At 71.3% G+C, this 24,382-nt stretch carries 23 protein-coding genes and 1 tRNA gene; 11 read left to right on the top strand and 13 right to left on the bottom strand.

Going from position 1 to position 24,382, the window contains the following annotated elements:
- Positions 1–302: 302 nt before the first annotated feature.
- From ACWGJM_RS00725 to ACWGJM_RS00715, 3 genes are all read right to left on the bottom strand, one after another.
- Positions 303–375 (bottom strand) — tRNA-Arg (locus tag ACWGJM_RS00725).
- A 62-nt stretch (positions 376–437) separates the two neighbouring features.
- Positions 438–2,057: an IclR family transcriptional regulator domain-containing protein gene (locus ACWGJM_RS00720; RefSeq protein ID WP_453409487.1), complete on the bottom strand. Its 1,620-nt coding sequence runs from the start codon at positions 2,055–2,057 to the stop codon at positions 438–440.
- Positions 2,058–2,509: 452 nt separating this feature from the next.
- A complete protein-coding gene (locus ACWGJM_RS00715; protein ID WP_453409486.1) occupies positions 2,510–3,817 on the bottom strand; it encodes a M6 family metalloprotease domain-containing protein in 1,308 nt (435 codons plus the stop codon).
- A gap of 331 nt (positions 3,818–4,148) precedes the next feature.
- On the opposite strand from ACWGJM_RS00715, the gene ACWGJM_RS00710 reads away from it, so the two are divergent.
- Together ACWGJM_RS00710 and ACWGJM_RS00705 are read left to right on the top strand one after the other, a co-directional pair.
- Positions 4,149–4,793, top strand: a complete 645-nt coding sequence (locus tag ACWGJM_RS00710) for a TetR/AcrR family transcriptional regulator (RefSeq protein ID WP_453409485.1) — start codon at positions 4,149–4,151, stop codon at positions 4,791–4,793.
- 163 nt (positions 4,794–4,956) lie between these two features.
- Positions 4,957–6,483 (top strand): MFS transporter, encoded by a 1,527-nt coding sequence (locus ACWGJM_RS00705; RefSeq protein ID WP_453409484.1) that lies wholly within the window; start codon positions 4,957–4,959, stop codon positions 6,481–6,483.
- Positions 6,484–6,499: 16 nt separating this feature from the next.
- Here ACWGJM_RS00705 and ACWGJM_RS00700 read toward each other — a convergent pair whose 3' ends face one another.
- Positions 6,500–7,012 carry a MarR family winged helix-turn-helix transcriptional regulator gene (locus ACWGJM_RS00700; RefSeq protein ID WP_453409483.1) on the bottom strand — a complete coding sequence of 171 codons (513 nt, stop codon included), beginning with the start codon at positions 7,010–7,012 and terminating at the stop codon, positions 6,500–6,502.
- A gap of 100 nt (positions 7,013–7,112) precedes the next feature.
- Between ACWGJM_RS00700 and ACWGJM_RS00695 the strand changes: the two genes are divergently transcribed.
- Positions 7,113–7,904, top strand: coding sequence for a dioxygenase family protein (locus ACWGJM_RS00695; protein WP_453409482.1), 792 nt, complete (start codon positions 7,113–7,115; stop codon positions 7,902–7,904).
- An 84-nt stretch (positions 7,905–7,988) separates the two neighbouring features.
- Here the strand turns inward: ACWGJM_RS00695 and ACWGJM_RS00690 are convergent, their stop codons facing one another.
- Positions 7,989–8,507 (bottom strand): N-acetyltransferase family protein, encoded by a 519-nt coding sequence (locus ACWGJM_RS00690; RefSeq protein ID WP_453409481.1) that lies wholly within the window; start codon positions 8,505–8,507, stop codon positions 7,989–7,991.
- A gap of 196 nt (positions 8,508–8,703) precedes the next feature.
- Here ACWGJM_RS00690 and ACWGJM_RS00685 point away from each other — a divergent pair, with 196 nt between their 5' ends.
- Positions 8,704–9,702, top strand: a complete 999-nt coding sequence (locus ACWGJM_RS00685) for a sigma-70 family RNA polymerase sigma factor (protein WP_453409480.1) — start codon at positions 8,704–8,706, stop codon at positions 9,700–9,702.
- Between the two features lie 585 nt (positions 9,703–10,287).
- Complete coding sequence (locus ACWGJM_RS00680) at positions 10,288–10,890, top strand: TetR/AcrR family transcriptional regulator (RefSeq protein ID WP_453409479.1); 603 nt, start codon at positions 10,288–10,290, stop codon at positions 10,888–10,890.
- A gap of 26 nt (positions 10,891–10,916) precedes the next feature.
- Here ACWGJM_RS00680 and ACWGJM_RS00675 read toward each other — a convergent pair whose 3' ends face one another.
- Positions 10,917–11,882, bottom strand: coding sequence for a helix-turn-helix transcriptional regulator (locus tag ACWGJM_RS00675; RefSeq protein ID WP_453409478.1), 966 nt, complete (start codon positions 11,880–11,882; stop codon positions 10,917–10,919).
- Positions 11,883–11,944: 62 nt separating this feature from the next.
- On the opposite strand from ACWGJM_RS00675, the gene ACWGJM_RS00670 reads away from it, so the two are divergent.
- From ACWGJM_RS00670 to ACWGJM_RS00650, 5 genes are all read left to right on the top strand, one after another.
- Positions 11,945–13,459 carry an MFS transporter gene (locus ACWGJM_RS00670; protein WP_453409477.1) on the top strand — a complete coding sequence of 505 codons (1,515 nt, stop codon included), beginning with the start codon at positions 11,945–11,947 and terminating at the stop codon, positions 13,457–13,459.
- Between the two features lie 249 nt (positions 13,460–13,708).
- The gene (locus ACWGJM_RS00665; RefSeq protein WP_453409476.1) at positions 13,709–14,470 is read left to right on the top strand and encodes a DeoR/GlpR family DNA-binding transcription regulator; all 762 of its coding nucleotides are present in this window, start codon (positions 13,709–13,711) and stop codon (positions 14,468–14,470) included.
- A complete protein-coding gene (gene pfkB / locus ACWGJM_RS00660) occupies positions 14,467–15,414 on the top strand; it encodes a 1-phosphofructokinase (protein ID WP_453409475.1) in 948 nt (315 codons plus the stop codon). The genes ACWGJM_RS00665 and pfkB overlap by 4 nt, the downstream gene beginning before the upstream one ends.
- A 334-nt stretch (positions 15,415–15,748) precedes the next feature.
- Positions 15,749–17,809 (top strand): PTS fructose transporter subunit IIABC, encoded by a 2,061-nt coding sequence (locus tag ACWGJM_RS00655; protein ID WP_453409474.1) that lies wholly within the window; start codon positions 15,749–15,751, stop codon positions 17,807–17,809.
- 109 nt (positions 17,810–17,918) lie between these two features.
- A complete protein-coding gene (locus ACWGJM_RS00650; protein WP_453409473.1) occupies positions 17,919–18,188 on the top strand; it encodes a hypothetical protein in 270 nt (89 codons plus the stop codon).
- Positions 18,189–18,213: 25 nt separating this feature from the next.
- On the opposite strand, the gene ACWGJM_RS00645 is transcribed toward ACWGJM_RS00650, so the two are convergent.
- The 3 genes from ACWGJM_RS00645 to ACWGJM_RS00635 form a co-directional block, all read right to left on the bottom strand.
- Positions 18,214–18,960, bottom strand: a complete 747-nt coding sequence (locus ACWGJM_RS00645; RefSeq protein WP_453409472.1) for a DUF6227 family protein — start codon at positions 18,958–18,960, stop codon at positions 18,214–18,216.
- Between the two features lie 157 nt (positions 18,961–19,117).
- Complete coding sequence (locus ACWGJM_RS00640; protein WP_453409471.1) at positions 19,118–20,338, bottom strand: L,D-transpeptidase; 1,221 nt, start codon at positions 20,336–20,338, stop codon at positions 19,118–19,120.
- 141 nt (positions 20,339–20,479) lie between these two features.
- A complete protein-coding gene (locus ACWGJM_RS00635; protein ID WP_453409470.1) occupies positions 20,480–21,526 on the bottom strand; it encodes a P1 family peptidase in 1,047 nt (348 codons plus the stop codon).
- A 53-nt stretch (positions 21,527–21,579) separates the two neighbouring features.
- Here ACWGJM_RS00635 and ACWGJM_RS00630 point away from each other — a divergent pair, with 53 nt between their 5' ends.
- A complete protein-coding gene (locus tag ACWGJM_RS00630) occupies positions 21,580–21,756 on the top strand; it encodes a hypothetical protein (protein WP_453409469.1) in 177 nt (58 codons plus the stop codon).
- Positions 21,757–21,789: 33 nt separating this feature from the next.
- Here ACWGJM_RS00630 and mscL read toward each other — a convergent pair whose 3' ends face one another.
- The 4 genes from mscL to ACWGJM_RS00610 all read right to left on the bottom strand — a co-directional run bounded on the left by mscL (position 21,790) and on the right by ACWGJM_RS00610 (position 24,365).
- On the bottom strand, positions 21,790–22,248 hold the full coding sequence (mscL, locus tag ACWGJM_RS00625) for a large conductance mechanosensitive channel protein MscL (RefSeq protein ID WP_453409468.1): 459 nt from the start codon (positions 22,246–22,248) through the stop codon (positions 21,790–21,792).
- Between the two features lie 102 nt (positions 22,249–22,350).
- A complete protein-coding gene (locus ACWGJM_RS00620; RefSeq protein WP_453409467.1) occupies positions 22,351–22,944 on the bottom strand; it encodes a hypothetical protein in 594 nt (197 codons plus the stop codon).
- A gap of 193 nt (positions 22,945–23,137) precedes the next feature.
- A complete protein-coding gene (locus tag ACWGJM_RS00615; RefSeq protein ID WP_453409466.1) occupies positions 23,138–23,971 on the bottom strand; it encodes an S-methyl-5'-thioadenosine phosphorylase in 834 nt (277 codons plus the stop codon).
- A 76-nt stretch (positions 23,972–24,047) separates the two neighbouring features.
- A complete protein-coding gene (locus ACWGJM_RS00610) occupies positions 24,048–24,365 on the bottom strand; it encodes an FmdB family zinc ribbon protein (protein ID WP_453409465.1) in 318 nt (105 codons plus the stop codon).
- Positions 24,366–24,382: the final 17 nt, after the last annotated feature.

Genomic DNA, 24,382 nt, shown 5'->3' with positions numbered 1-24,382 from the left:
CACGGCCGACACGTACACGAGCCTGCTCCCCGAAGCGGACCTGGCGATCGCCGAGGCCGCAGCCCGGTTCGTCCCGCGCGCCCGCGCCACCTCCGAGAACACCGCCCCCGAAGCGGAGGCCGAGCCCGACAAAGCGGAGCATCCCGGCCCGGAGTGCGTGCCGGATGGTGCTGATCCGTTGGGAGAAATTTCGGAGATCAACTCTCCGTCCGCTCACGCAAACGGCCCCGGGACGAGGAGTCCGAGGCCGAGTAGGAGCCCTCCCTGGGGGATAAGCCCCAGGTCAGAGCGGTAATGCGTTGTGCCCCCGGCAGGATTCGAACCTGCGACACCCGCTTTAGGAGAGCGGTGCTCTATCCCCTGAGCTACGAAGGCGGATCGTGGCTGTGTGGGCCACAGGCGTCAGCGTACCGGATCTCGGGGGTGGGGGTGGGGGGTCAGGACAGGGGGATGGGGGTGAAGCGGGATGCGGTGTGGAGGTCGGATTCGATGTGGGTGGCTGTGGTTTTCAGGGCGGGGAGGAGGTCGGTCACGCAGTCGGCGAGGGTGCGGCGGGCCGCGTGGGTGGAGAGGTTGATGGCGGCGATGACTCGGCCCGTGCGGTCGTGGATGGGTACCGCGATGGAGCGGAGGCCTGATTCGAGTTCCTCGTCGGCCAGGGCGTAGCCCTGCGGTGTGACCTCGGACAGGAGGGCGCGGCCGAGGGAGGTCGAGCGGGCCGGGAGGCGGGTGCCCACCGTGATGTCGGGGGAGAGGACTCGGGGTGTGGTGGCTCTGGCGGTCAGTTGGATCATTGGTTCCGGCGACTGCGGTTCTGACGGTTCTGTCAGTACCGCCAAGCCCGCCGACTCCTCCACCCGGTCCGCCAGGGCGCGCAGGTGGGGAGCCGCCAGGTGGGGGAGGGTCGTGCGGGAGAGGGGTGGGAAGCCGAGGGACAGGACTCGTGGGGTGAGGGTGAAGGTCCGGGCGTCCGGGGTCATCGCCACCAGGCCCAGGTGGTCGTATGTGATCAGCGCCCGCCGGGCCGTCGCCCGGGCCAGGCCGGTCGCCTTCGCCACCTCCGCCAGGGTCAGGGAGGCGCGGCCCTCGCCGAAGGCGGTCAGGACCGTGAGGCCGCGGGCCAGGGACTCGATGAAGTCGCGGCCCAGTTCGTGCTTCGACGCTGTCGTCCAGGTGGCCAGGTCGGAGGGGGGTGGGCCGGGTACGGGCGGGGGTGCCTCGCGCAGGTCTGCTTCCATCGCCGTCACCGCTTCGCGCAGGCGGGGGAGGAGCGTGTCGCGTAGATCGGCGACCGTGCGGCGGCTGGTGTGGCTCACCACGTTCGCCGCGCACACCACGCGGCCCGTCGCCGGATCCCGTACCGGTACGGAGACGGCCACCAGGCCCGGTTCGATCAGCTGGTCGTCCAGGGCGTAGCCGTCGGTTCCGGCCAGGATGGAGCGTCGTACGAAGTCCTCGGCCGCCGGTGTGGCCGTTCGGTCCCTGCTTGGTACCGCCGGGAAGCCCCTGTCCTCCGGGTCCGCCGACCGGCGCGCCCGCCAGTGGGTCCAGTCCGGTTCCGTCCAGTCGGTGGCGAACAGCGGGCCGGGGGCGGTGCGTTCGGCGGGGAGGAGGTCGCCGATGCGGAAGCTGAGGGACATCGCGCGGCGGCGGGTGGCCTGGTGGATGAAGCGGATGCCGTCGCGGTCGGCGACCGCCAGGGACACCGACTCGTCGAGTTCGTCGGCCAGTTCGTCGGCGCGGGCGTCCAGCAGGGCGGGCAGGCGGAGGGCGGCGAGGTAGGCGTTGCCCAGTTCCATGACGGGGGGCGCGAGCACGACGTCCCGGCCGTCGAGGCGTACGTACCCCATGCGTTCGAGGGTCGCCGTGATCCGGTCCACCGTGGAACGGGCGAGGCCGGTGGCCCGTTCCAGCGCGCTCGGGCTCAGAGTGCCGCCCGCCTCGGTGAGCTGCCGCAGCACGGTGATCCCGCGGATCAGCGGCGTCACCGCCTCGGCCGGCGGCACGGCGGCTCCCCCTGGGGCGTCGGCGTCCAGTGGGGTCTTCGTCGCGGGCATCGGCTGCGGCTCTCCGGTACGGCGGTGGGGGTACGGGGGTGGTCTCGGCACGCCTACCGTAAGCCCGGGTCGCTCGGCCGGTCCCGGGCCCGTACAGCTGGGGACTTTCGTTCGGATCACCGGGTGAGCCAGAGGAAGATGCCGGCGGTTGATGCACCGCTCGACGGTGTTGCGCTGCTTGCAGGCCTCGCGATCGAAGGCCGACGGCCCACCGGGAGACCGTGATGCCCGATATCGCCGGAGAGACGACACAGCCGTTCCCGGGATGCGGCACGGAGATCCGCGGTGACAGCCGGTTCACCGTCTGGTGCGCCGGCTGCGACTGGAACGTGGACTCGGGGCCTGAGCCCTCGTGGGCCGCCCCTGCCGAGTCTGGGGCCTCTCGTTTCGATCATGCCCGGCTCGCGGGGTCTGGCACCGGACCCTGATCCGGCCTGATCCGAACGGAAAACCTAGCTCCGCGTCACCCGCACCCGGTAGTTCCCCGCCTCGTCCTTCCCGGTCACCTCTACGGTGATCCCCCGCAGCGGGTCCTTGAAGGTCTGCCCGGGGCCGAACGGCGCGTCCGAGAGTTCGGTGTGGACGTTGGGGCTGCTGGTGCAGCCGCCGGAGTGGCCGTGGGCGTCGTAGACCTTGACGGGGCCCTGGCCGGTGTCGATGTTCGCGTCGATCTTGTAGATGAGGACGCCGGGGTGGCACACGGTCTCGTCGTTGCCGCCCCGGGTGCGTACTTCCAGGGCGTAGACGGTGTGGCCGTCGACTGGGACGACGACGAGTTTCCGGCCGCCGGCCCGGTACAGCGGGGTCAGTTCGTACTCGGCGGTGCCGCGGGTGGCCGCGCAGCTGATCTGTGCGGCGTCCAGCCAGCCCAGCTTCCACTTGTGCCAGCCGAGCAGGTCGTTGTCGGCCCCCCAGTCCTCGCTCATGATGTCCCAGTGGCCGACCGTGCCGGCGCCGTCCTGGGTGTAGAGGTCGGGCAGGCCGAAGACGTGGCCGTTCTCGTGCGGGAGCACGCGGTAGCCGGTGAGGGGGAAGGAGCCGGAGCCGTCGTCCTGGCGGGAGTAGACGAAGGAGGCGTTGGCGACCGGTACGCCGTCGGCGACCGGTGCCTCCGCGTTGCCGGCGAACGTCACCGACAGCACGGTGTCCAGGGCGGAGGGGCCCGCGTTCGGGGTGATGAGTACGTTCAGCAGGTCGTACGAGCGGAAGTCCACGGCGGGGTCGGCGGCGGCCACGATGTCCTGGACCAGTCGGCGGTAGCCGGGGTCGAAGGGGGCGCCGCGCTCTATGCCGTAGTCCTTGAACGGCTTCGGCATGCGCAGCCAGTCGGTGATCGGGGTCTCGGGGCGGTAGTCGAGACGGCCGTAGGAGGCGGTGCGGAACCACTCCTGGGTCTTCGGGAAGAACTCGTGGAAGCGGTCGAGGGCGCTGCCCTGGCCGGGCGCGTCGGAGAAGTCGACCATCAGGGTCAGGGCGTGGACGGTGCCGGTGGAGTGGGAGTAGCCGGCGGGAGTGGGTATGCCCTCGGTCATCTGGACGTCGTAGCCACCGCTGATCATGCAGGGGGCGAGGGCGGGCGAGCGGGCCAGGGCGATCGGGCCCGCACCGGCGGTGGTGGGACCCGCCGTGAGGTGCCCCGTGCCGGCCGTGGTGCTGACCGTGAGGGTCAGCGCGGTCACGGACGCGAGGGCGGCCACACGGCGCGGGCGTATCCGGTGTGCGCCCGGCGCACGCCGGCCGCTGGACGACTGCGGCTGCATGCAGGGGGACCTTCCGCTCCACGGCAGCCGCCGGTCGCCGACTGCACCCTTGTGGTCACCCTGTGTCGACGGGGCGGGGGGCGCGCGCTGGAGGAGTCCGATCGTGGGTTTCCCGCGGGTAGGGGCATGGATGGCGACCTGATGCCGCGTGGACAGTCGAGTGGACCGACGCGCGGACCGATGCACGGACCAAGGTGTGACCCAGGTCACGGATAATTTCTCCGCGGCCGCGAAATAACCGGGGACCGTTTCCCCGTTTAGCCATGTGTCCGAGCGGAACGGGGACTTGCTCCCCGGATCGTCCATCACCGAACGAGTTCAGGAGTACGCCGTGCCCACCGCGACCCCCGTGCAACGCAGGACGCCCCGGCCCCGCGCCGACGCCCTGCGCAACCGGGAGCGGATCGTCGCCGCCGCCCGGGAGATGTTCGTCGAGTTCGGCCCCGACGTGCCGCTCGACGAGATCGCCCGCCGGGCCGGTGTCGGCAATGCCACGGTGTACCGCAACTTCCCGGACCGCGACGCCCTCGTCCGCGAGGTCGTCTGCTCCGTCATCGACCGTACGGTGCGGGCGGCCGAGGAGGCGCTCGCGGAGACCGGGGACGCCTTCGAGGCGCTGGCGCGCTTCACGCACACCGCCGCCGACGAGCGGATCAGCGCGCTGTGCCCGATGGTCTCCACCACGTTCGACCAGAACCACCCCGACCTCGAAGCGGCCCGCCAGAGGGTCGAGCAGATCGTCGAGGAGGTCATGGACCGCGCCAAGACGGCCGGCCAGCTCCGCCCCGACGTCGGCGCCGGTGACCTGCTGCTCGCCGTGTCCCAGCTCAGCCGGCCGCCGGCCGGCACGGGCTGCCTCAGCATCGACCGCTTCGTCCATCGCCACCTTCAGCTGTTCCTGGACGGACTGCGGGCCCCGGCCCGCTCCGTACTGCCGGGCACGGCCGCGACCATGGAGGACTTCCGGCAGACCTGACCGAGCTGACCGAGCCGACCGATCAATTCCGGGCCCCACACCGGTCCACCCGACGACACTCTCAAAACACGAGCCTCCGGCCGCCGCTCACCTGGGCGAGCCGTCGGCACCCTCACGCCTTTTACCGATTTCTCCGTCACGAAGTCCCGAAGTGGGTACCTCCATGTCCGAAACAACACCGGCCACCGTCGGCACCGCCGACGCCAACCGCTGGAAAGCGCTCGTCTTCATCGCGCTCGCCCAGCTGATGGTCGTCCTCGACGCGACCATCGTGAACATCGCACTGCCCTCCGCCCAGCAGGACCTGGGCATCTCCGACGGCAACCGCCAGTGGGTCGTGACGGCGTACGCCCTCGCCTTCGGCGGTCTGCTCCTCTTCGGCGGCCGCATCGCCGACCTGTGGGGCCGCAAGCGGGCCTTCGTCATAGGCCTGACCGGCTTCGCCGCCGCCTCCGCGCTCGGCGGTGCGGCGACCACCGGCGCGATGATGTTCGGCGCCCGCGCCCTCCAGGGTGTCTTCGGCGCGCTGCTCGCCCCGGCCGCGCTCTCGCTGCTCGCCGTGATGTTCACGGACGCCAAGGAGCGTGCCAAGGCGTTCGGCATCTACGGCGCGATCGCCGGTGGCGGCGGCGCCGTCGGCTTCATCCTCGGCGGCGTGCTGACCGAGTACCTGGACTGGCGCTGGACGTTCTTCGTCAACATCCCGTTCGCCGTGGTCGCCGCGCTGGGCGCGTACTTCGTCATCCGTGAGCCGGAGGGCGGCCGTAACCGCAACCCGCTCGACATCCCGGGCGTGCTCCTGTCCACCCTCGGCCTGGTCTCGCTCGTCTACGGCTTCACCCGCGCCGAGTCCGACGGCTGGGGCGACACCACCACCGTCTCCCTGTTCGTCGCGTCGGCCGTTCTGCTGATCGCCTTCGTCGTCACCGAGGCCAAGGTCAAGAGCCCGCTGCTGCCCCTGCGCGTGGTCACCGACCGCAACCGCGGCGGCATCTACCTCTCCCTCGGCATCGCCATCATCGCGATGTTCGGCACGTTCCTCTTCCTGACCTACTACCTCCAGGTCATCAAGGGCTACTCGCCGATCAAGACGGGCTTCGCCTTCCTGCCGATGATCGCGGGCATGATGGTCGGCTCGACGCAGATCGGCACGCGCCTGATGACCCGCGTCCCGGCCCGGCTGCTGATGGGTCCCGGCTTCCTGGTCGCCGCCTCCGGCATGCTGCTGCTGACGCGGCTGGAGATCGGCTCGTCGTACGCCTCGACCGTCCTGCCGGCGATGATGCTGCTCGGCCTCGGCATGGGTACGGCGTTCATGCCGGCCATGTCCCTGGCCACCCTGGGTGTCGAGCCCCGGGACGCCGGTGTCGCCTCCGCGATGGTCAACACCTCGCAGCAGGTGGGCGGCGCGATCGGCACCGCCCTGCTGAACACGATCGCCGCCTCCGCGACGACCTCGTACATCAAGGACCACATCGCCACGGCCACCTCCAAGCCGCAGCAGCAGCTGGTCCAGATGCAGGGCATGGTGCACGGCTACACCAACGCGATCTGGTTCGCCGTCGGCATGCTGGTGCTCGCCGCCGCCATCGTCGTCACTCTCGTCAACGCCGGTACCCCGGGCTCCGGTCCGGTCGCCTCCGGTGAGGGCGCCGAGGACGAGGTGGCCGTCCCGGTGGTCGCCCACTAAAGGAGAGGTGGCTCCGTCAGCGGAGCCACGGCAGGTCGGCACCCGCTTCGTTCGGCTGAAGGCCCTCGGCGACGGTCTCCATGATCTCGCCGAGGGTCTTCTGCTGTTCGGGGGTCAGCCGCTCGAACAGAGCCTGGCGTACGGCGGCCACGTGGCCGGGTGCGGTGCGCCGCAGTACCTCGTGGCCCTCGTCGGTCAGCACCGCGAACTGGCCGCGCTTGTCGGAGGGGCAGTCCTCGCGGCGTACCCAGCCGTTCTTCTCCAGGCGTGCGATGGCGTGCGAGAGACGGGAGCGGGTGATCTTGGCTTTCATGGCCAGCTCGGTCATCCGGAGCCGGCGGTGCGGGGCCTCGGCGAGCCCGACCAGCAGGCCGTAGTAGACGTGCGGCATCCCCGCGTCGCGCTGGAGCTGACGGTCGAGGTGGTCCTCCAGCAGCGTGGTGGCGTGCAGGTAGGAGCGCCAGACGCGCTGCTCCTCGTCGGTGAGCCACCGGTGCTCTTCGGCGGCGGGATCGGGTGCCGTAGTCATGCAACCCACTGTACGGGGCCTCTCCTTGAAACTTAAACAAGTGGGGCGTAGTCTGCACGGAGTAGAGCTTGAGACTTAAAGCAATGAGGGAGTCGCCGTCATGTCCGCCGCCACCCAGGAGCGCATGCCCACCCTCTATCTGAGCCACGGCGCCCCGCCCCTCGCCGACGACGCCGTCTGGCCGGGTCAGCTCGCCGCCTGGTCCGCGGACCTGCCCCGCCCCAAGGCGATCCTCATGGTCTCCGCCCACTGGGAGGAGGCCCCGCTCGCTCTCGGAGCGACGACGACCGTCCCGCTCGTCTACGACTTCTGGGGCTTCCCCGAGCACTACTACCGGGTGCGGTACGAGGCCCCCGGCGCACCGGAGCTCGCCGAGTCGGTACGCAAGCTTCTGCGCGCCCCCGGCACGCCCGTGCAGGACATCCCGGACCGCGGCCTCGACCACGGCGCGTACGTCCCGCTGGTGGAGATGTTCCCCGCCGCCGACATCCCGGTCCTCCAGGTCTCCATGCCGACCCTCGACCCGGTGCGGCTGATGGAGATCGGCCGGCGGCTCGCCCCCCTGCGCGACGAGGGTGTGCTGATCGTCGGCTCCGGCTTCTTCACCCACAACCTGGCCGCGCTGCGGTACGTGGGCAACGGGGTGCCCAGCTGGTCCTCCGAGTTCGACGACTGGGGCCGGCGCGCGCTGGAGGGCCGCGACTGGGACGCCCTGCTGGACTTCCTCGACAAGGCCCCCGCGGGCCGCTACGCCCACCCGCGCACCGAGCACTTCGCCCCGCTCTTCGTCACCATGGGCGCGGCCGAGGCGGGCGGTGAGCTGGACGCGCAGAAGTCGGTGATCGACGGCTTCTGGATGGGGATGGCGAAGCGGTCGGTGCAGTTCGGCTGAGCGGCCGGCCGGCTGGGCGGCGGGCAGACTGGCCGGCCGGCTGAGCGGTCGGCCGGGTGTTTCGGAGGCCGGGCCGGCCGCGGGCTAGAGCTCCTTCTCGTACCAGGCGACGTCCCAGTACCGGCGGAACTTGCGGCCCACCTCCCGGTACGTGCCGACGTACCGGAAGCCGAAACGCTCGTGCAGTCGCGCGGACGCCTCGTTGGGCTGGGCGATGCCGGCGTAGGCGCGGTGCAGGTCCTCCCCGGACAGGGCCTCGAAGAGGGCCTTGTACAGCAGGGTGCCGATGCCGCGGCGGCCGGCGTGCGGGGCGACGTAGACGGTCGTCTCCACGGACGTGCCGTACGCGGGTTTCGCCCGGTAGGGACTGGATGTGGCGTAGCCCAGAATCTCCTGTGACTCCGCGGCCACGGCAACCATCAGACGGTACGGACCGTCTTCCGGGTGGGAGAGCAGCCAGGGGCGTCGCTCCTCCGGCGTGAAGACCGCGGTATCGAATGTGATGGGCGTCTCACGCACGTAGTGGTTGTAGATGTCGGTGAGGGCTTCGAGGTCGCGCTCGACTCCCGGCCTGACCTGCACCTCTGCACTCTCTGTCGACATCACGCCTCCCTACGTGGCTGGACAGGGTACTGCATGATCAGAAGAAAGGTGGGGTCGGTTGGGAATTCTGTCCTGATTCCAGTCGTTGTTTCCTTCGGATGCCGGGCACTCGAGCAGAGTCCCAACCGTTCATATCGCGGAGTGCCGAGTGTCCGCCTGGACCACCCGCTGACCCACTCATCGCAAGGGAGCACGCATGGCAACCCGTGCCGTCGCCCGTCGTAAGTCCGCCACCGGCGAGACGGTCGACGCGGCAAGCAGTGTTCGCGCCCATGGCGGCGAGATCGCCGATCGCGACCTGGTCGGCATGTACCTCGACGAGATCGCGCGGACCCCACTGCTCGACGCCGCCAAGGAAGTCGACCTGTCCCAGACCATAGAGGCGGGCGTGTTCGCACGGCAGATCCTCGACGGGTACGAGGAGTCCAAGTCGGACGCCACTCGCGAGGAGCTCGAGGCCCTGGTCGCCGAGGGCGAGCGCGCCAAGGACGTGTTCATCCGCTCCAACCTGCGCCTGGTCGTCGCCGTCGCCCGCCGCTACCCCCGCAGCGGTCTGCCCCTGCTCGACCTGATCCAGGAGGGCAACGCCGGCCTGGTGCGCGCGGTCGAGAAGTTCGACTACCGCAAGGGCTTCAAGTTCTCGACGTACGCCACCTGGTGGATCCGGCAGGCGATCACCCGATCGATAGCCGACCAGTCCCGCACCATCCGGCTGCCCGTCCACCTCGTGGAGGAGCTGGGCCGCATTCGCCGTGTGCAGCGCGAGTTCAACCGGGAGAACGGGCGCGAGCCGGAGCCCGCGGAGATCGCGGCCGAGCTCGGCTCCACGCCGGAGCGCGTCATCGACGTGCTCGACTGGGCCCGTGACCCGGTGTCGCTGAACATGGCGGTGGACGACGAGGGCGAGACCCAGTTCGGCGACCTGCTGGAGGACACCTCCGCCGTGTCGCCCGAGCAGTCGGTGCTGACGCTGCTGCGCAGCGAGGAGCTGGACGACCTGATCGGCCGCCTCGACCAGCGCACGGCCTCCATCATCAAGATGCGGTACGGCATCGAGGACGGCCGCGAGCGCACGCTGACGGAGGTCGGCAAGGAGCACGGCCTGACCCGCGAACGCATCCGCCAGATCGAGAAGCACGCGCTGCTGGAGCTGAAGAAGCTGGCCCGCAGCACCGGCTTCGACGCGGCGGCGTAACCGTCGGCCGACCGGCGGCGTAACCGTCGGCGTAATCGGCCAATCGGCGGCCGGTGGTGTGTCGGCCGCCCGGCGACCGCGTACGCCGGGTGGCGGAAGACCGCGCAAACATGGCGCTGTAGCGCCGCTTCAACTCTCGGGGCCCTGGGAACAACATCTCAGGGCCCAGGAGTCCGGGGCCCGGAACCGCACGTCCGCCGCCCTCCAGAGAGACGTGACACAAGACGTGACGCGAGGCGTTCTCTCTCCCCTGAGCCACGTCCCGACGCACATCCCCCCCGGCGCCGGGACCTTCCCCGAGCCGGGCTTCGGCGCCTGTCCCCCCGGGTGCCGGAGCTCGGCTCCTCGGCGTGCGCGCACACGCCTGAGCGGCGGGCCACCCCGTACCTGAACCACGGGGTGGCCCGCCGGATGGCAGATTCTGCCACATAGGCATAACCTGCCGCCGTGAGTCCCACTGTTCCTTCTGATCCTGCTGGTCGTTCTGGTCCTGCTGGTCGTTCTGGTCCTGCTGGTCCTGCTGGTCCTTCTGATCCTTCTCCGGCCTCCGGATCGCTGACGGAACGGCGCAAGGCCGAGACCCGGATGGAGATCGCACGGGCGGCGGCCGGTCTGTTCGTCAGCCGGGGTCTGAAAGCCACCCGCGCGGAGGACATCGCCCAGGCCGCCGGATGCGCCCCGCGCACCTTCTACCGCTACTTCGCGACCAAGGAGGAGGCCGTCGCCCCCCTCTACGCGGCGGGCGCCCGGCGCTGGACGGAGGCGGTCCGCGAGGCCCCCGCGTCCCTGTCCGTCCCCGAGGCCCTGGAATACGCCGTCCGCCAGACCCTCACCCCCGGCCAGGCCGTCTCGACCGCGTCCTGGGACTGGGTTCGCACCCTGATCCGCCTCGCCGGCACGAACCCGGCGCTGCGGAAGGTGTGGGCGGAGGTGTGCCGTGAGTCGGAACAGGCGCTGGCGGAAATCCTGGCGGACCGGCGGACCGGCGCCGACAACGTTGCCACCTCCGCTTTCCCCGACCTGCGGTTCACGGCGGCGGTGGCCGGTGCGGCGGTGAGGGTGGCGGTCGAGTCGTGGGCTTGCAGCTCGAGTCCCCCGTCCGGCCCGGAGGGCCCCGCTGCGCTTGCGCTGGGGAATCTTGCGGCGTTGCGGGGGTTTCCCTGGGAGGCGGGGTCATCGGCGCCGTAGCTGCCCGCAGCTACGCGGTCAACCGTTCACCCGCCCCCCGCCCGGCTCAACCGCCCGCCCAACTCCCGTACGCACCGCACGAGTTCCGCAGGTGCGCGGACCTCGAAATCGGACCCCACCATCGCCAGCCGCACCGCCAGCCACTCCACAGGGTCCCCGGAGGTGCCCCGCAGCACGCAGCCCCCGGTGTCCAGCGGCTCCGGCTGTCCCGCCCACGTCGGCACCCGGGCCGCGACGAAGTCCGCCGGCTCCGTGAACACGACCTCGTACGTGTACGAGTCCTGCCGCCGCTGGATCGACTGCCGCAGATACTCCGCCGCACTCCCCGTCGGCAACTCCCGCGGAGCGAACCGCGCCCCGGTCGCGAACGGCTCGCTCACCCGGTCGACCCGGAACGTGCGCCAGTCGTCCCGGTCGAGGTCGTACGCCACGAGGTACCACCGCCGCCCGGTCGACACCAGCCGGTACGGCTCGGTCAGCCGCCGCGACTCGCTCCCGTCCTTGGCCCGGTACGCGAACCGCAGCCGCTCCCGCCCAGCCACCGTCGACGCCATCACGGTCAGTGTCTCGGGCGCGATGCTCGCCCCGTCCCCGCTGGTCAGCGGGGTGGTCGCGGCCTGAAGGGTGGCGACGCGGTGGCGCAGCCGGGCCGGCAGCACCTGCTCCAGCTTCGCCAGCGCCCGTACGGACGCCTCGTCCACGCCGGCGACCGCGTGCCCGGCGCCGGCCCGCAGCCCCACCGCGATGGCCACCGCCTCCTCGTCGTCCAGCACCAGCGGCGGCATCGCCTTGCCCGCGACCAGCCGGTACCCGCCGTCGGCGCCCATGGTCGCCTGCACCGGATAGCCCAGTTCGCGCAGCCGGTCGACGTCGCGGCGCACGGTCCGGCGGGACACCCCGAGCCGGTCGGCGAGCTCGCCGCCGGGCCATTCGCGGGGCGTCTGGAGGAGGGAGAGGAGCTGGAGCAGCCGGGCGGGGGTGTCCGTCGTCATGCGTCTCAGGATGCCGCAGAAGTAGGACATGGTCTGACCTACTCGGCGTCTACCTTCGATGCATGACCTCCACCGAGACCCTCAGCACCGCCCGGCAGGCGGTGGCCGACCGCCGTCGCTGGTTCGCCCTCGCGATCGTGATGACCGCCGCCTTCATGGACCTGGTCGACGTCACGATCGTCAACATCGCGATCCCCTCCATAAAGCGGGACGCCGGCGCGTCCTTCAGCCAGATCCAGTGGATCACCGCCGGTTACGCCCTGGCCTTCGCCGCGGGCTTGATCACCGGCGGGCGGCTCGGCGACATCCACGGCCGCAAGCGGCTGTTCCTCGTCGGCATCGGCGGCTTCACGCTCGCGTCGGCGCTGTGCGGCTTCGCCGCGAACCCGGAGATGCTGGTCGCCTCCCGGATCGCGCAGGGCGCGATGGCGGCGATGATGGTGCCGCAGGTGCTGTCGATCGTGCACGCCACCTTCCCGGCGCACGAGCGGGGCAAGGTCTTCGGACTGTTCGGCGCGATCGTCGGCTTGGGCGCGGTCTCCGGCCCGCTGCTGGGCGCGCTGCTGACGGAGTGGAACCTGTTCGGTCTCGAATGGCGGCCCATCTTCCTGATCAACCTGCCGGTCGGCGTCGTCGCCTTCCTCCTCGGCCGCCGTTTCATCACCGAGTCGAAGGCCCCCAGGGCGCTGAAGCTGGACCTGGTCGGCGTCGCGCTGGTGACGCTGGGGCTGCTGATGCTGCTGTATCCGCTCACCCGGGGCCGTGAGCTGGGCTGGCCGCTGTGGGGGTACGTGTCGATGGCCGGTGCGGTCGGGGTCTTCGTGGCGCTGGTGGCGTACGAGCGGCGCAAGAGCGCGCGGGACGGCTCGCCGCTGGTCGAACTGTCGCTGTTCAAGGTGAAGAGCTTCGCGGCGGGCATCGCGGTGCAGACCGTCTTCGGGGTCGGGCTCGGCGTGTTCTTCCTGGTGTGGACGCTGTACATGCAGTTCGGTCTGGGCTGGAGCCCGCTGCGGGCCGGGCTGACCGGGGTGCCCTTCTCGATCGCGGTCTCCACGGCGGCCGGGATCTCCGTGCAGAAGCTGGTGCCCCGCTTCGGCCGCAAGGTGCTCCAGGCCGGCGCGCTGCTGATGGGTCTCGGCGTCCTGATCTACATCGGGGAGGCCCACCGGTACGGCCAGGGCATCGCCTCCTGGCAGATGGCGCTCCCGCTGGTGGTCATGGGCGTCGGCATGGGTCTGATCGTGGCGCCGCTGACGGACGCGGTGCTCTCCGAGGTGCCGCGCGAGCACGCGGGGTCGGCGTCCGGGCTGATCAACACCGTGCAGCAGATGGGCAACGCCCTCGGGCTGGGGCTGGTGTCGGTGGTCTTCTTCGGCTCGATCGGCGACGACCTGACCCCGCCGCAGGTGGGCCCGGCGTTCGTGGACGCCTTCCAGCACGCGCTGGGCTGGGTGGCCGCGGTGATGGGCGTGATCTTCCTGCTGATGTTCGCCCTGCCCAAGCGGCCGGCGCAGCACGTGGAGGGCGGGGAGTCTCCGCGCCCGGTGGAGGAGAGGGAGCGGGAGCTCGTCTCCTGAGTGCTCCGAGTGCTCCGAGTGCTCCGAGTTCTCTGAGTTCTCTGAGTTCTGAGTGTTCTGAGTCCTCTGAGTCCTCCCGAGGAAAGGGCCCGGCGTCTGCGCAGACGCCGGGCCCTACCACGTGTCCGTCCGGGAGCCAGAAGTCCGTTCATGCCCGAATGAGGTCCGAACCTGTTTACTTTCCGGAAATCCGGACGTAGCCTCACTGGTGAAACCACACGTTCGGGCATGAGTCGGAGGTGAACGGACATGTACGCACCGGAACGGCAGCAGGAGATCCTCCGGCTCGCCCGTGACGGCGGCCGGGTGGACGTGATCTCTCTCGCCGAGGAGTTCCAGGTGACGGCGGAGACGATCCGCCGCGACCTGAAGGCGCTGGACCGCGCCGGCCTGCTCCGCCGGGTGCACGGCGGAGCCATCCCGGCCGGCCGCCTCGACTTCGAGCCGGACCTCGCCGAACGCGAGGGCACGGCCGCCGACGAGAAGGAACGCATCGCCAAGGCGGCCCTCGCCGAACTGCCGACCGAGGGCACGCTGATCCTCGACGCCGGCACGACGGTCGCCGGCCTGGCCGGGGCCATCCCGCTGGAGGCGCAGCTCACCGTCGTCACGCACTCCCTGCCGATCGCGGCCCGCCTCGCCGACCACCCGGGCATCCAGCTCCACCTGGTCGGGGGGCGCGTACGGCACCGTACGCGTGCCGCCGTGGACGCCTGGGCTCTGCGCGCGTACGGCGAGATCCGCGCCGACGTCCTGTTCGTCGCCGCCAACGGCTTCTCCGCCGAGCACGGTCTGACCACCCCCGACCTCGCCGAGGCCGCGGTGAAGCGGGCGGCCCTCGCCGCCGCCCGCCGGGTGGTGCTGCTCGCCGACGCCACCAAGCACGGCCAGGAGCACTTCGCCCGCTTCGGTGACCTGAGCGATGTGGACCTGCTGATCACCGACAGCGGGCTGAGCCCCGAAGACGCCGTCGCCATCGAGCGTGGCGGCACGGAAGTAGTGCGCGCATGATCCTCACCGTCACCCCGAACCCCTCCCTCGACCGTACGTACGAGGTCCCCTCGCTGGACCGCGGAGAGGTCATCCGCGCCACCGGCGAACGCATGGACCCCGGCGGCAAGGGCGTCAACGTCTCGCGGGCCGTCGCGGCCGCCGGGCAGCGCACGGTCGCCGTGCTGCCCCTGGGCGGTGCGCCGGGCGCGCTCGTCGCGGATCTGCTGGACGCGCAGGGCATCGAGGTCGCGCCGGTCCCGGTCGCCGGGGCCACCCGCTCCAACATCGCGCTCGCCGAGGCGGACGGGGTGCTGACGAAGATCAACGCGCCCGGTCCGGAGCTGTCCCCGGAGGAGCAGGAACTACTGCTGGACACGGTCCGCGCGCAGTCCGGCGACGCCGACTGGATCGCATGCTGCGGCAGCCTGCCGCGCGGCCTCGCCCCCGCCTGGTACGCCGATCTGGTCGCGCGGGCGCACGCCGCCGGCAAGCGCATCGCCCTGGACACCTCCGGACCCGCGCTCCTGGAGGCCCTGCGGGAACGCCCGGACGTGGTGAAGCCGAACGCCGAGGAGCTGGCGGAGGCCGTAGGGCGTCCCCTGGCGACCGTGGGCGACGCGGTGAAGGCGGCCGAGGAGCTGCGTGAGAAGGGTGCGCGGGCCGTGCTCGCGAGCCTGGGCGCCGACGGTCAGCTGCTGGTGGACGGCACGGGTGCCTGGTTCGCCTGCGCGCGGGTAGACGCGGTACGCAGCAATGTGGGCGCCGGCGACTCCTCGCTCGCCGGTTTCCTGATCGCCGGTGGCAGCGGCCCCGAGGCGCTCGCCTCCGCCGTCGCGCACGGCGCGGCTGCCGTCCAGCTGCCCGGCAGTGTGATGCCGACCCCGGCCGACCTGGACCCGGCGGCGGTGACGGTCACGAGGGAGGTCCCGGTGGACCGCGAGCTGACGGAGCCGGTGTCATGAACGTGCGTACGATTGCCGTGCCGAGCGCGAGCGCGACGAGCATGACGAGCGCGATGAGCGCGATGACCGTGCTGAGTACGGCGTCCCCGCTGAACGCGACATGCCCGCTGCATGCGACGTCCGCGCTGAAACGGTTCCCCATGAAGCGGCGAGGTCTTTCGTTACTCGCCGCGACCGCCGGCCGGCGGGGCACCCTGAGCCGCTCCGCCGGCCCGCGGAGGCGGGGCTTCCCCGGTCCCGCCTCCGCACCCGGAACCTCCTCCCCTCACAGCACCCCCGTCCCCACCCCCGCCCACCCCACCCCCCGGGCGATACGCGTGCGAAGGAGCCCGCGATGAGCGAGATGATCACCGCGGACCTGGTCGACCTCGACCTGTCCGCCGACACCAAAGAAGCGGCGGCGCGCGCCCTCGCCGAGCGCATGGTGGCCCTTGGCCGGGTGACCGACCTCGAGGGCTTCCTCGCGGATGTGGCCGCCCGCGAGGCGCAGATGCCGACCGGCCTCGACGGCGGCATCGGCATCCCGCACTGCCGCAGCGAGCACGTCACCGAGCCGACCCTCGCCTTCGGGCGCAGTGCGGCCGGGATCGACTTCGGCGCCCCCGACGGCCCCGCCGACCTGATCTTCCTGATCGCCGCGCCGGCCGGTGCCGACGACGCCCACCTGACGATCCTGTCCTCGCTGGCCCGGCAGCTGATGAACGCCGAGTTCACCTCCGCGCTGCGCTCGGTGGGCGACGCCACCGCGGCTGCCGCGCTGATCCGGGGCGACGAGGCGGCGGACGAGGCGGCCGACACCGCCGCAGCGGCCGGTTCCGAAGACTCCGCTGCGGCGTCGGCGGCGGCCTCCGCCGACGCCGCAGCGGGCAGCGCGGCCCCCGCCGAGACGGAGCGGCCGTTCCGTATCGTCGCTGTCACCTCCTGCCCGACCGGCATCGCCCACACCTACATGGCGGCCGAGTCGCTGGAGACCGCGGGGAGTGAGGCGGGCGTCGAGGTCGTCGTCGAGACGCAGGGCTCGGCCGGTTTCACCCGGCTCGACCCGGCGGTGATCGCGGCGGCGGACGGCGTGATCTTCGCCCACGACGTGCCGGTGCGCGAGAAGGACCGCTTCGCCGGGAAGCCGACCGTCGACGTCGGCGTGAAGGCGGGCATCAACCGGCCCGGCGAACTGATCACCGAGGTCCGCGGCAAGGCGGAGCGCGGCGAGGTCACGGCGGGTGCGGCGGCCGGTACGCCGGTCGAGCGGACCGGTGACGCCACCGAGGGATACGGCACCAAGCTGCGCAAGTGGCTGATGTCCGGCGTCAGTTACATGGTGCCGTTCGTCGCGGCGGGCGGTCTGCTGATCGCCCTGGGCTTCGCGATCGGCGGTTACACGGTCAACAAGGCACCGTCGGTCATGGACCACTTCGTGTGGACCCAGGCGGACAGCTGGGCCGCGCTGATGTTCCAGATCGGCGTGGTGTCCTTCGGCTTCCTCGTCCCGGTCCTGGCGGGCTACATCGCCTACGGCATGGCGGACCGGCCCGGTCTGGTCCCCGGTTTCGTGGGCGGCATGATCGCCTCCACGATCAACGCGGGCTTCCTCGGCGGTCTGGCGGCCGGTCTGATCGCCGGTGGCGTGGTGATGGCCATCCAGAAGATCAAAATCCCGGCGGCGCTGCGCGGCATCATGCCGGTGGTGGTGATCCCGCTGATCTCCTCGGCGATCGTCGGGTTCCTGATGTTCGTGGTCATCGGCAAGCCCATCGCGTCCGCGCAGAAGGGCATGACCGACTGGCTCAACGGCCTCTCCGGCGCCAACGCGCTGCTGCTCGGCGCCCTGCTCGGCCTGATGATGTGCTTCGACCTCGGCGGTCCGGTCAACAAGGTCGCCTACACCTTCGCCACGGCTGGTATCGCGGTCTCCAACCCCAGTGACTCCGCGATGAAGATCATGGCGGCGGTCATGGCGGCCGGTATGGTCCCGCCGCTGGCGATGGCCCTGGCCACGACCGTGCGCGGCAAGCTCTTCACGCAGACCGAGCGGGAGAACGGCAAGGCCGCCTGGGTGCTGGGCGCCTCCTTCATCTCGGAGGGCGCGATCCCGTTCGCCGCGGCGGACCCGCTGCGCGTCATCCCGTCCTCGATGGTCGGCGGCGCGGTCACCGGCGCCCTGTCGATGGCCTTCGGCGCCACGCTGCGCGCCCCGCACGGCGGCATCTTCGTGGTCCCGCTGATCGGCAACCCGTTCCTCTACCTGATCGCCATCGCGGCAGGCGTGTGCGTCACCACGGCGCTGGTGGTCGTCCTCAAGGGCATGCGCAAGCAGGCCCCGGAGGCCGCGGGCAACGGGGCGGCGACGGGCGCGGCCGCCGCGGCGGCGGAGCGGAAGCAGCCGGTCGCCGCCTGACGGGCCGGCACGCCTTGTCCTATTAGGGCGCTGTGAGTTGTTCACGGCACCTGCGAGATACGTCACGGTCCGGGACCAAAGTCCCGGACCGTGGTGTGTACTGGGGCGTATGCCTGCGCACGTCTCGATCCTCCAGCCGGTGGCGGTGATCCTCCTCGCCCTGGTGACCGCCGCCTGGCTGACCGTCGTGACGGGCATCCTGCGCCGCCGCCGCTTCCAGGCCGCCGCACGGCGCACCCACCGGCCACCGAGCGTTCTCCCGGACCTTCCCGGCCTCCCCCACCAGCGGCAGGCCGCCCCCGAACTGGAGACCGTGGAACTGACCCCGGCGGAAAAGGACGCCTTCGCAGGTCTGGTACGGCGGTTGGACCGGCCCTGAGACGAAGAGCTCCGGCGGACTCGGCTCAGGCCTGCTGAGCCGCCCGGCGCTCCATGGCGTCGCGGGCCGCGTCCTCCGACACGTACACCTCGCACATATGGCGCCCGTCGGGCGTGGCCGTGTGCTCGACCTCCCAGAGGGAGAGCTCCTTGCCGTCGTGCAGCAGGAAGGCGTGCTCGTAGAGCGAGAAGCTCAACGCGCCCCGGCCGGCCCGGCCCGGGCGGCCGAAGGCCTGCGTGATCTGGTGCGCGAACGCCGTCGCCAGCAGCGCCGCCGTCTCGGCGTCCGGCCGGTCCGGGTTCTCCGCGCGGCGCAGCAGCCGGCGCGCGTGGTCCGCCGAGGCGTCCGGGGCGTACACATGCCGGGGCTCGGGGAGCGGTGACAGCTGGGTCAGCACCGGCAGCTCGAAGTCCGGCGCGTCCGCCGGCAGCGGCAGCCGGGCCGTGGCGGCGCGCAGCTCCTCCTCGTCCACATACACCTCGTGCTGCGGCTCGCTGCCCGGCGCGGTGTTGTGCACCAGCTCCCACAGCGTGACCGCCGAACCGTCGGCGAGCAGCCAGGTGTGCCGGTACGTCTCGCGGTGCAGCCCCGCGCTGTGGTGGGCGGAGTGCAGCGAGCCGTCGTGCGCCAGCGGGCAGTCCAGCTGCCGTATGACCTCGTCGGGCAGCTCGAAGGAGTTCAGGGCACGGCCGAGAAGCCGCGCGAGGTGCTCCTCCGGAGACTCGGGCGACTCGGCTGGTTCGTACGCTGCTGTCTCGTACGGAACGCTCAAGGCTTCTCCCGGCGTTGCTGCATGTCACCTTGTGGGTGCATACCGTAGCCCCTCGGTCGGACATCATGTCCGGGAACCGAGAAAACGTGTGCCCGGAAAACGCGCGGGCCGCGCGGAATGTTCCCGCACGGCCCGAACTTCCGTCAGAAACCGCCGGTCAGGCGCCACTTCCCGCGGTCCACTCGCTCCAGGACATGTTCCAGCCGTTGAGCCCGTTGTCCGGGGCGACCGTCTTGTCCGGGGAGTTCTTGACGACCACGACGTCGCCGATGAGGGAGTTGTCGTAGAACCACTTGGCGGTGGTGTCGCCCTGGGCGCCCTGCACGTCCGCGAGCCCCACACAGCCGTGGCTGGTGCCCTCGCGCCCGAAGGGCGGGTTGCCCTTGTTGTACCAGTAGTTGCCGTGGACGAAGGTGCCGGACTGGGTCAGGCGCATCGCGTGCGGCACGTCCGGGATGTCGTACTCGCCGCCGAAGCCGACCGTCGAGCCGTTCATGCGGGTCTGCACGAACTTCTCGGAGATCACCATCTGGCCGTTGTACGTGGTGTGCTCCGGGCTGCCCGCCGAGATCGGGACCGACTTCAAGGTCTTGCCGTCACGGACCACGGTCATGGTCTCCGTGTTGACGTCGACGGTCGAGACCTGCGAACGCCCGACGGTGAAGGTCACCGTCTTCTTCTGCACCCCGTAGACGCCGCTCGCGCCCTGGACGCCGTCCAGGTCGATCTTCATCGTGACCTTGGAACCGGCCTTCCAGTACTCCTGGGGCCGGAAGTCGAGCCGCTGCGCCCCGAACCAGTGCCCGACCACCTGCTGCCCGCTGCTGGAGGAGACGGTGATGTGCGACTGGACGGCCTTCTTGTCGGTGATGGCCTTGTCGAAGGTGAAGGACACCGGCATCCCGACACCCACCGTGCTGCCGTTGTCCGGCGTGTAGGTCCCGATGAAGCTGTTCGAGGTCGTGACCGTGGTGAAGATGGAGTTGGCGGCGGCCGTGCGCCCGTTCCCGTCCTTCGCGGTCGCCGATATCTGGTACTTCGTCCCACGCTCCAGCTGCGCCTCGGGCTTCCAGCTCGTGCCGTCGCCGGATATCGCGCCCGGCACTGCCTGCCCCGACCCCGCCACGGTCATCTTCACGTCGGTCAGCTTGCCGTCGCTGACCTTCACGCCGGTGGCGTTGATGGACGCGCTGGTCGAGCCGTCCTTCGCCGAGATGACGATCTTCGCGGTGGACGTCTTCGCGGAGGTCTTGCCGCCCTTGCCGTCGTTGTTGTCGGCGCTGGCGTCGCCGCCGCACGCGGTGAGGGTGAGGGCGCCGACCATCAGGGCGGCACAGGCCACCAGTGCGCGCCGCGCTGCAATGTTCGGCGTTGTCACGGGCTGCTCCAGGTTCGTGTGATGTGCGTGATCCGCTCCAGTGCGTGAACGAAGAGGCAGCCGGGCTTGGTTGGGGTTCCCCCCGTTCGCGTTGAAGGTCACCACGTGACAGAACCAGGACAATCGAAGCGGCCCGGGGATCTACGGCCTGCCGCTGTCGGCCCCGTACAGCTCCTCGTACGACGGCCACGCCCCGCCCGGTCCGTCCACCGGCTCGGCGGCGCGTACGGCTCGGACGATCGCGCGGGTCACCAGGTCCGCGCCGGCCGCGAGGACGGCGTTCAGCGCGAGCGGGTCGTCGTCGGGGTCGGCGAGCGGGCGGGCACCCGTGGCCAGGGCGAACACCGTGTCACCGTCGTTGAGCAGATGGACCGGCCGGACGGCACGGGCGATGCCGTCGTGGGCGGTGCCGGCCAGCTTCTGCGCCTGCGCCTTCGACAGGTCCGCGTCGGTGGCGACCACCGCGAGCGTGGTGTTGAGCGGCGGAAGCGCGTTGCGTGCAGCGGACTCGGCGATGCGCCGGCGCGCGGCCTCGTGGAGCCGTGCCTCTGGGTACACCACCCGGCCCCCGGCCAACTCCCCGTACAGCACCCCCGTTTCCGGATCCACCGCCGACCCGGCGGCGTTGACCACCACCAGCGCGGCCACCGTGATCCCCGTATCCAGCACCGTGCCAGCGGTGCCGACTCCGCCCTTCAGCGCGCCCACCACGGCACCTGTACCGGCGCCCACACAACCCTGAGGGACCGGTGCCCCGAGCGTGCTCGCCGCGGCCGCCTCGACCGCCGCCCGCCCGGTGGCCGCGTCCGGCCGGGCCCGGAAGTCCCCGCCCCGGCCCAGGTCGAAGACACAGGCGGCGGGCACCACCGGCACGACGTGCGCCGGATCCGCGCCGACGCGCACCCCGCGCCGCTGCTCCTCCAGCCAGGCCATCACCCCCGATGCCGCGTCGAGTCCGTACGCGCTCCCGCCGGTCAGCACGATCGCCTCGACCTTCCGCACCACGTTGCGGGGATCGAGAGCGTCGGTCTCCTTGGTGCCGGGGCCGCCACCGCGCACGTCGACCGCGGCGACCACCCCGCCCTCGGGCGCGAGCACGACCGTCGTACCGGTGAGCCGGCCGTCGCCGGCCCGGGTCGCGTGTCCCACCCGCAGTCCCGTGACGTCCGTCAATGCGTCAACTGTCATGCGGGCAGTCTGCCCGGGCCGGGACGCCCGGGGAGGCCCGTACCCTTGAGGGCATGAGCACCGCCCCCACCCCCGAGCCCCGCGAGCCGAAGCCCCCGCTGTTCTTCGACGACCCGCTGGACCAGCAGTCCTCGGACGACACCGACCACGGATGGGGCGAGCGGACCGAGTCGGACAGTGCGGGCGACCTCAAGCGCTTCCTCGACGAGAAGCCGCCCCACCACCTCTGAGCCCGCCCCACTGCCCCGGAGCCGGGCGCCCCGCTACCGCTGGCCGGGGCCCGAGGCGCGCTGGGCCGCCAGGAGGTCGCGGATCTCCTCGAGCACCTCCAGCTCGGTCACCGCCACGACCTCCTTCGTGCCCTCCCGCGCCTTCCTGCGGGCCTCTATCCGGGCCAGGTACCTGGACATCGGCAGAACCATCAGGAAGTACACCACCGCACCGGTGATCACGAAGGTGAGCGTGGCGCCCAGGACGGATCCCCACATCAGCTGGATGCCGTGGGTGCCCTTGCACGACGAGCTCAGGCACGAGCTGTAGTTGTCCAGGTTCTGCGTACCGACCGTGCCGACCAGTGGGTTGATGATCCCCTTCACCACCGAGTTGACGATGTTCGTGAAGGCGGCGCCGATGACCACCGCGACCGCCAGATCGACGACGTTGCCGCGCATCAGGAAGGCCTTGAAGCCCTGCCAGACGCCCGGTTCCTTCTTCTCGCTCACCTCGGGGCCTCTCTTCGCGTGCACTGGGTGTGGAACAAAGCGCTCCGCAACCTACGGCACGACGAGGTCCCCCTGTCCAGCGAGGTGGCCCGGGTGAGAGGCTCAGCACAGCGTCACCGCCAGCCGTGCCGTCGCGCTCGCGCCGACCAGCCGCGCCGCGGTGGGGCGCGGCACCGCCAGCACGACCAGCGCCCCGCTCTCGGCGGCGCCGTCCAGGGCGCGCGGCACCTTCGTCACCCGCGCACCGCGCGCGACCACCCGGGCGTCGCCGCCCGCGGCCGGGTCCTCGGCGGCGATGACGTCGACGCGGTCGCCTGGCCGCAGCAGCCGCACGGTGGCCGCGTCGGCGATCCGGACCGGCGCCGTCACCAACTCGGCCGTGGGCTGCCGTCGTACCGGACCCGCCACCGGATGCCCGCGCGCCCGCCCACCGCGATCCGGCTCCGGCGCGGCGCGCGGTCCCGCCGCCACGAGCGCCGCCGCGGTCACGGCGAGACCGACCGCCAGGGCCCGCCTGCGGTGCCGCACCAGGCGCTGTAGTTGGTACCGCCCGCCGCGCACCCGCACCGGCGCGAAGTGCGGCACCTCGCACGGGGCGGGGGCGTCGGTGCCCGGCGGGCGCGGAGAGGCGAACGACGGCGAAGGGTGGGACGGCGAAGGAAAGGAGGGTGGGGGAAAGGAGGGCGAGGGAGGCATGTGCACGAGGACCACCACCTGCGGCGAGGAGACGAGGAATCGGCTTGCGATCCCACGATGAGGCCTCGCGCCGAAGTCCGCCGGAGCCGGTGGACGACCGGCGGGTTGTGGAAAACCCGCCCACCCGAACGCGCACTTCCGCTACCGCGGCGCTTCCGCTTCCGCGGCACTTCCGCCACCGCGGCCCACCGCACTACGGCAGCACGAACCCCGGATCCATCCCGCCCAGCGCGTTCACGCACAGGCAGTCCCGCCCCGCAGTCTCCGGCAGGGCCGCCACCGCGTCGAACAGCACGCCGCGCAGCCGCTCCACGTTGGCCGAGAACACCCGCAGCACCTCCTCGTGCGAGACGCCCTCGCCGGTCTCCGCGCCCGCATCGAGGTCGGTGACCAGGTTCAGCGAGGTGTAGCAGAGCTCGAGCTCACGGGCGAGCGCGGCCTCGGGATGGCCGGTCATGCCGACCACCGACCAGCCCTGCGCCTGGTGCCACAACGATTCCGCACGGGTCGAGAAGCGCGGGCCCTCGATCACGACCAGCGTGCCGCCGTCCACGGGCTCCCAGTCCCGCCCACGCGCCGCCTTCAGTGCGGTGGCCCGCCCGGTGGGGCAGTAGGGGTCGGCCAGCGACACGTGTACGACGTTCGGGATGGTGCCGTCCGGCAGCGGCAGCCCGTCGAAGTAGGAGTTCGCCCGGGACTTCGTACGGTCCACCAGCTGGTCCGGGACCAGCAGCGTGCCGGGCCCGTACTCGGGGCGCAGGCCGCCCACCGCGCAGGGGCCGAGGACCTGGCGGACACCGACGGACCGCAACGCCCAGAGGTTGGCGCGGTAGTTGATGCGGTGCGGCGGCAGGTGGTGCCCGCGGCCGTGCCGGGGCAGGAAGGCGACCCGCCGGCCGGCGACCTCGCCGAGGAAGAGGGAGTCGCTGGGCGCCCCATACGGGGTGTCCACCTGGATCTCGGTCACGTCCTCGAGGAACGAGTAGAAGCCGGAGCCGCCGATTACACCGATCTCTGCGTTCGCCATGAGCAGCACACTAGCCGCCCCCGCAGACGCCGAAGACCCCGCCGTCCTACGACGGCAGGGTCCCGTAAGGAAATGGTCAGGCGGCGGAGCTGCTGGCGGAGCTCGAGGACGAGGAGCCCGAGTCGCTCGACGAGGACGACGCCGAGGACGAAGAGCTCGAGGTGCTCGACGAGGACGAGCTCGGCGACTTCGAGGCCGGGCTGCTGCTCGACGACGAGCCGCGGCTGTCGTTCCGGTAGAAGCCGGAGCCCTTGAAGACAATGCCGACCGCCGAGAACACCTTCTTCAGGCGGCCACCACAATTGGGGCACTCGGTCAGGGCGTCGTCGGTGAACTTCTGCACCGCCTCGAGGCCCTCGCCGCACTCGGTGCACTGGTACTGGTAGGTGGGCACTGTCTTCCTCCTGGCAC

The sequence above is a fragment of the Streptomyces sp. NPDC054834 genome (assembly GCF_053611185.1).
This window is presented reverse-complemented; position numbering and strand designations above follow the sequence as displayed.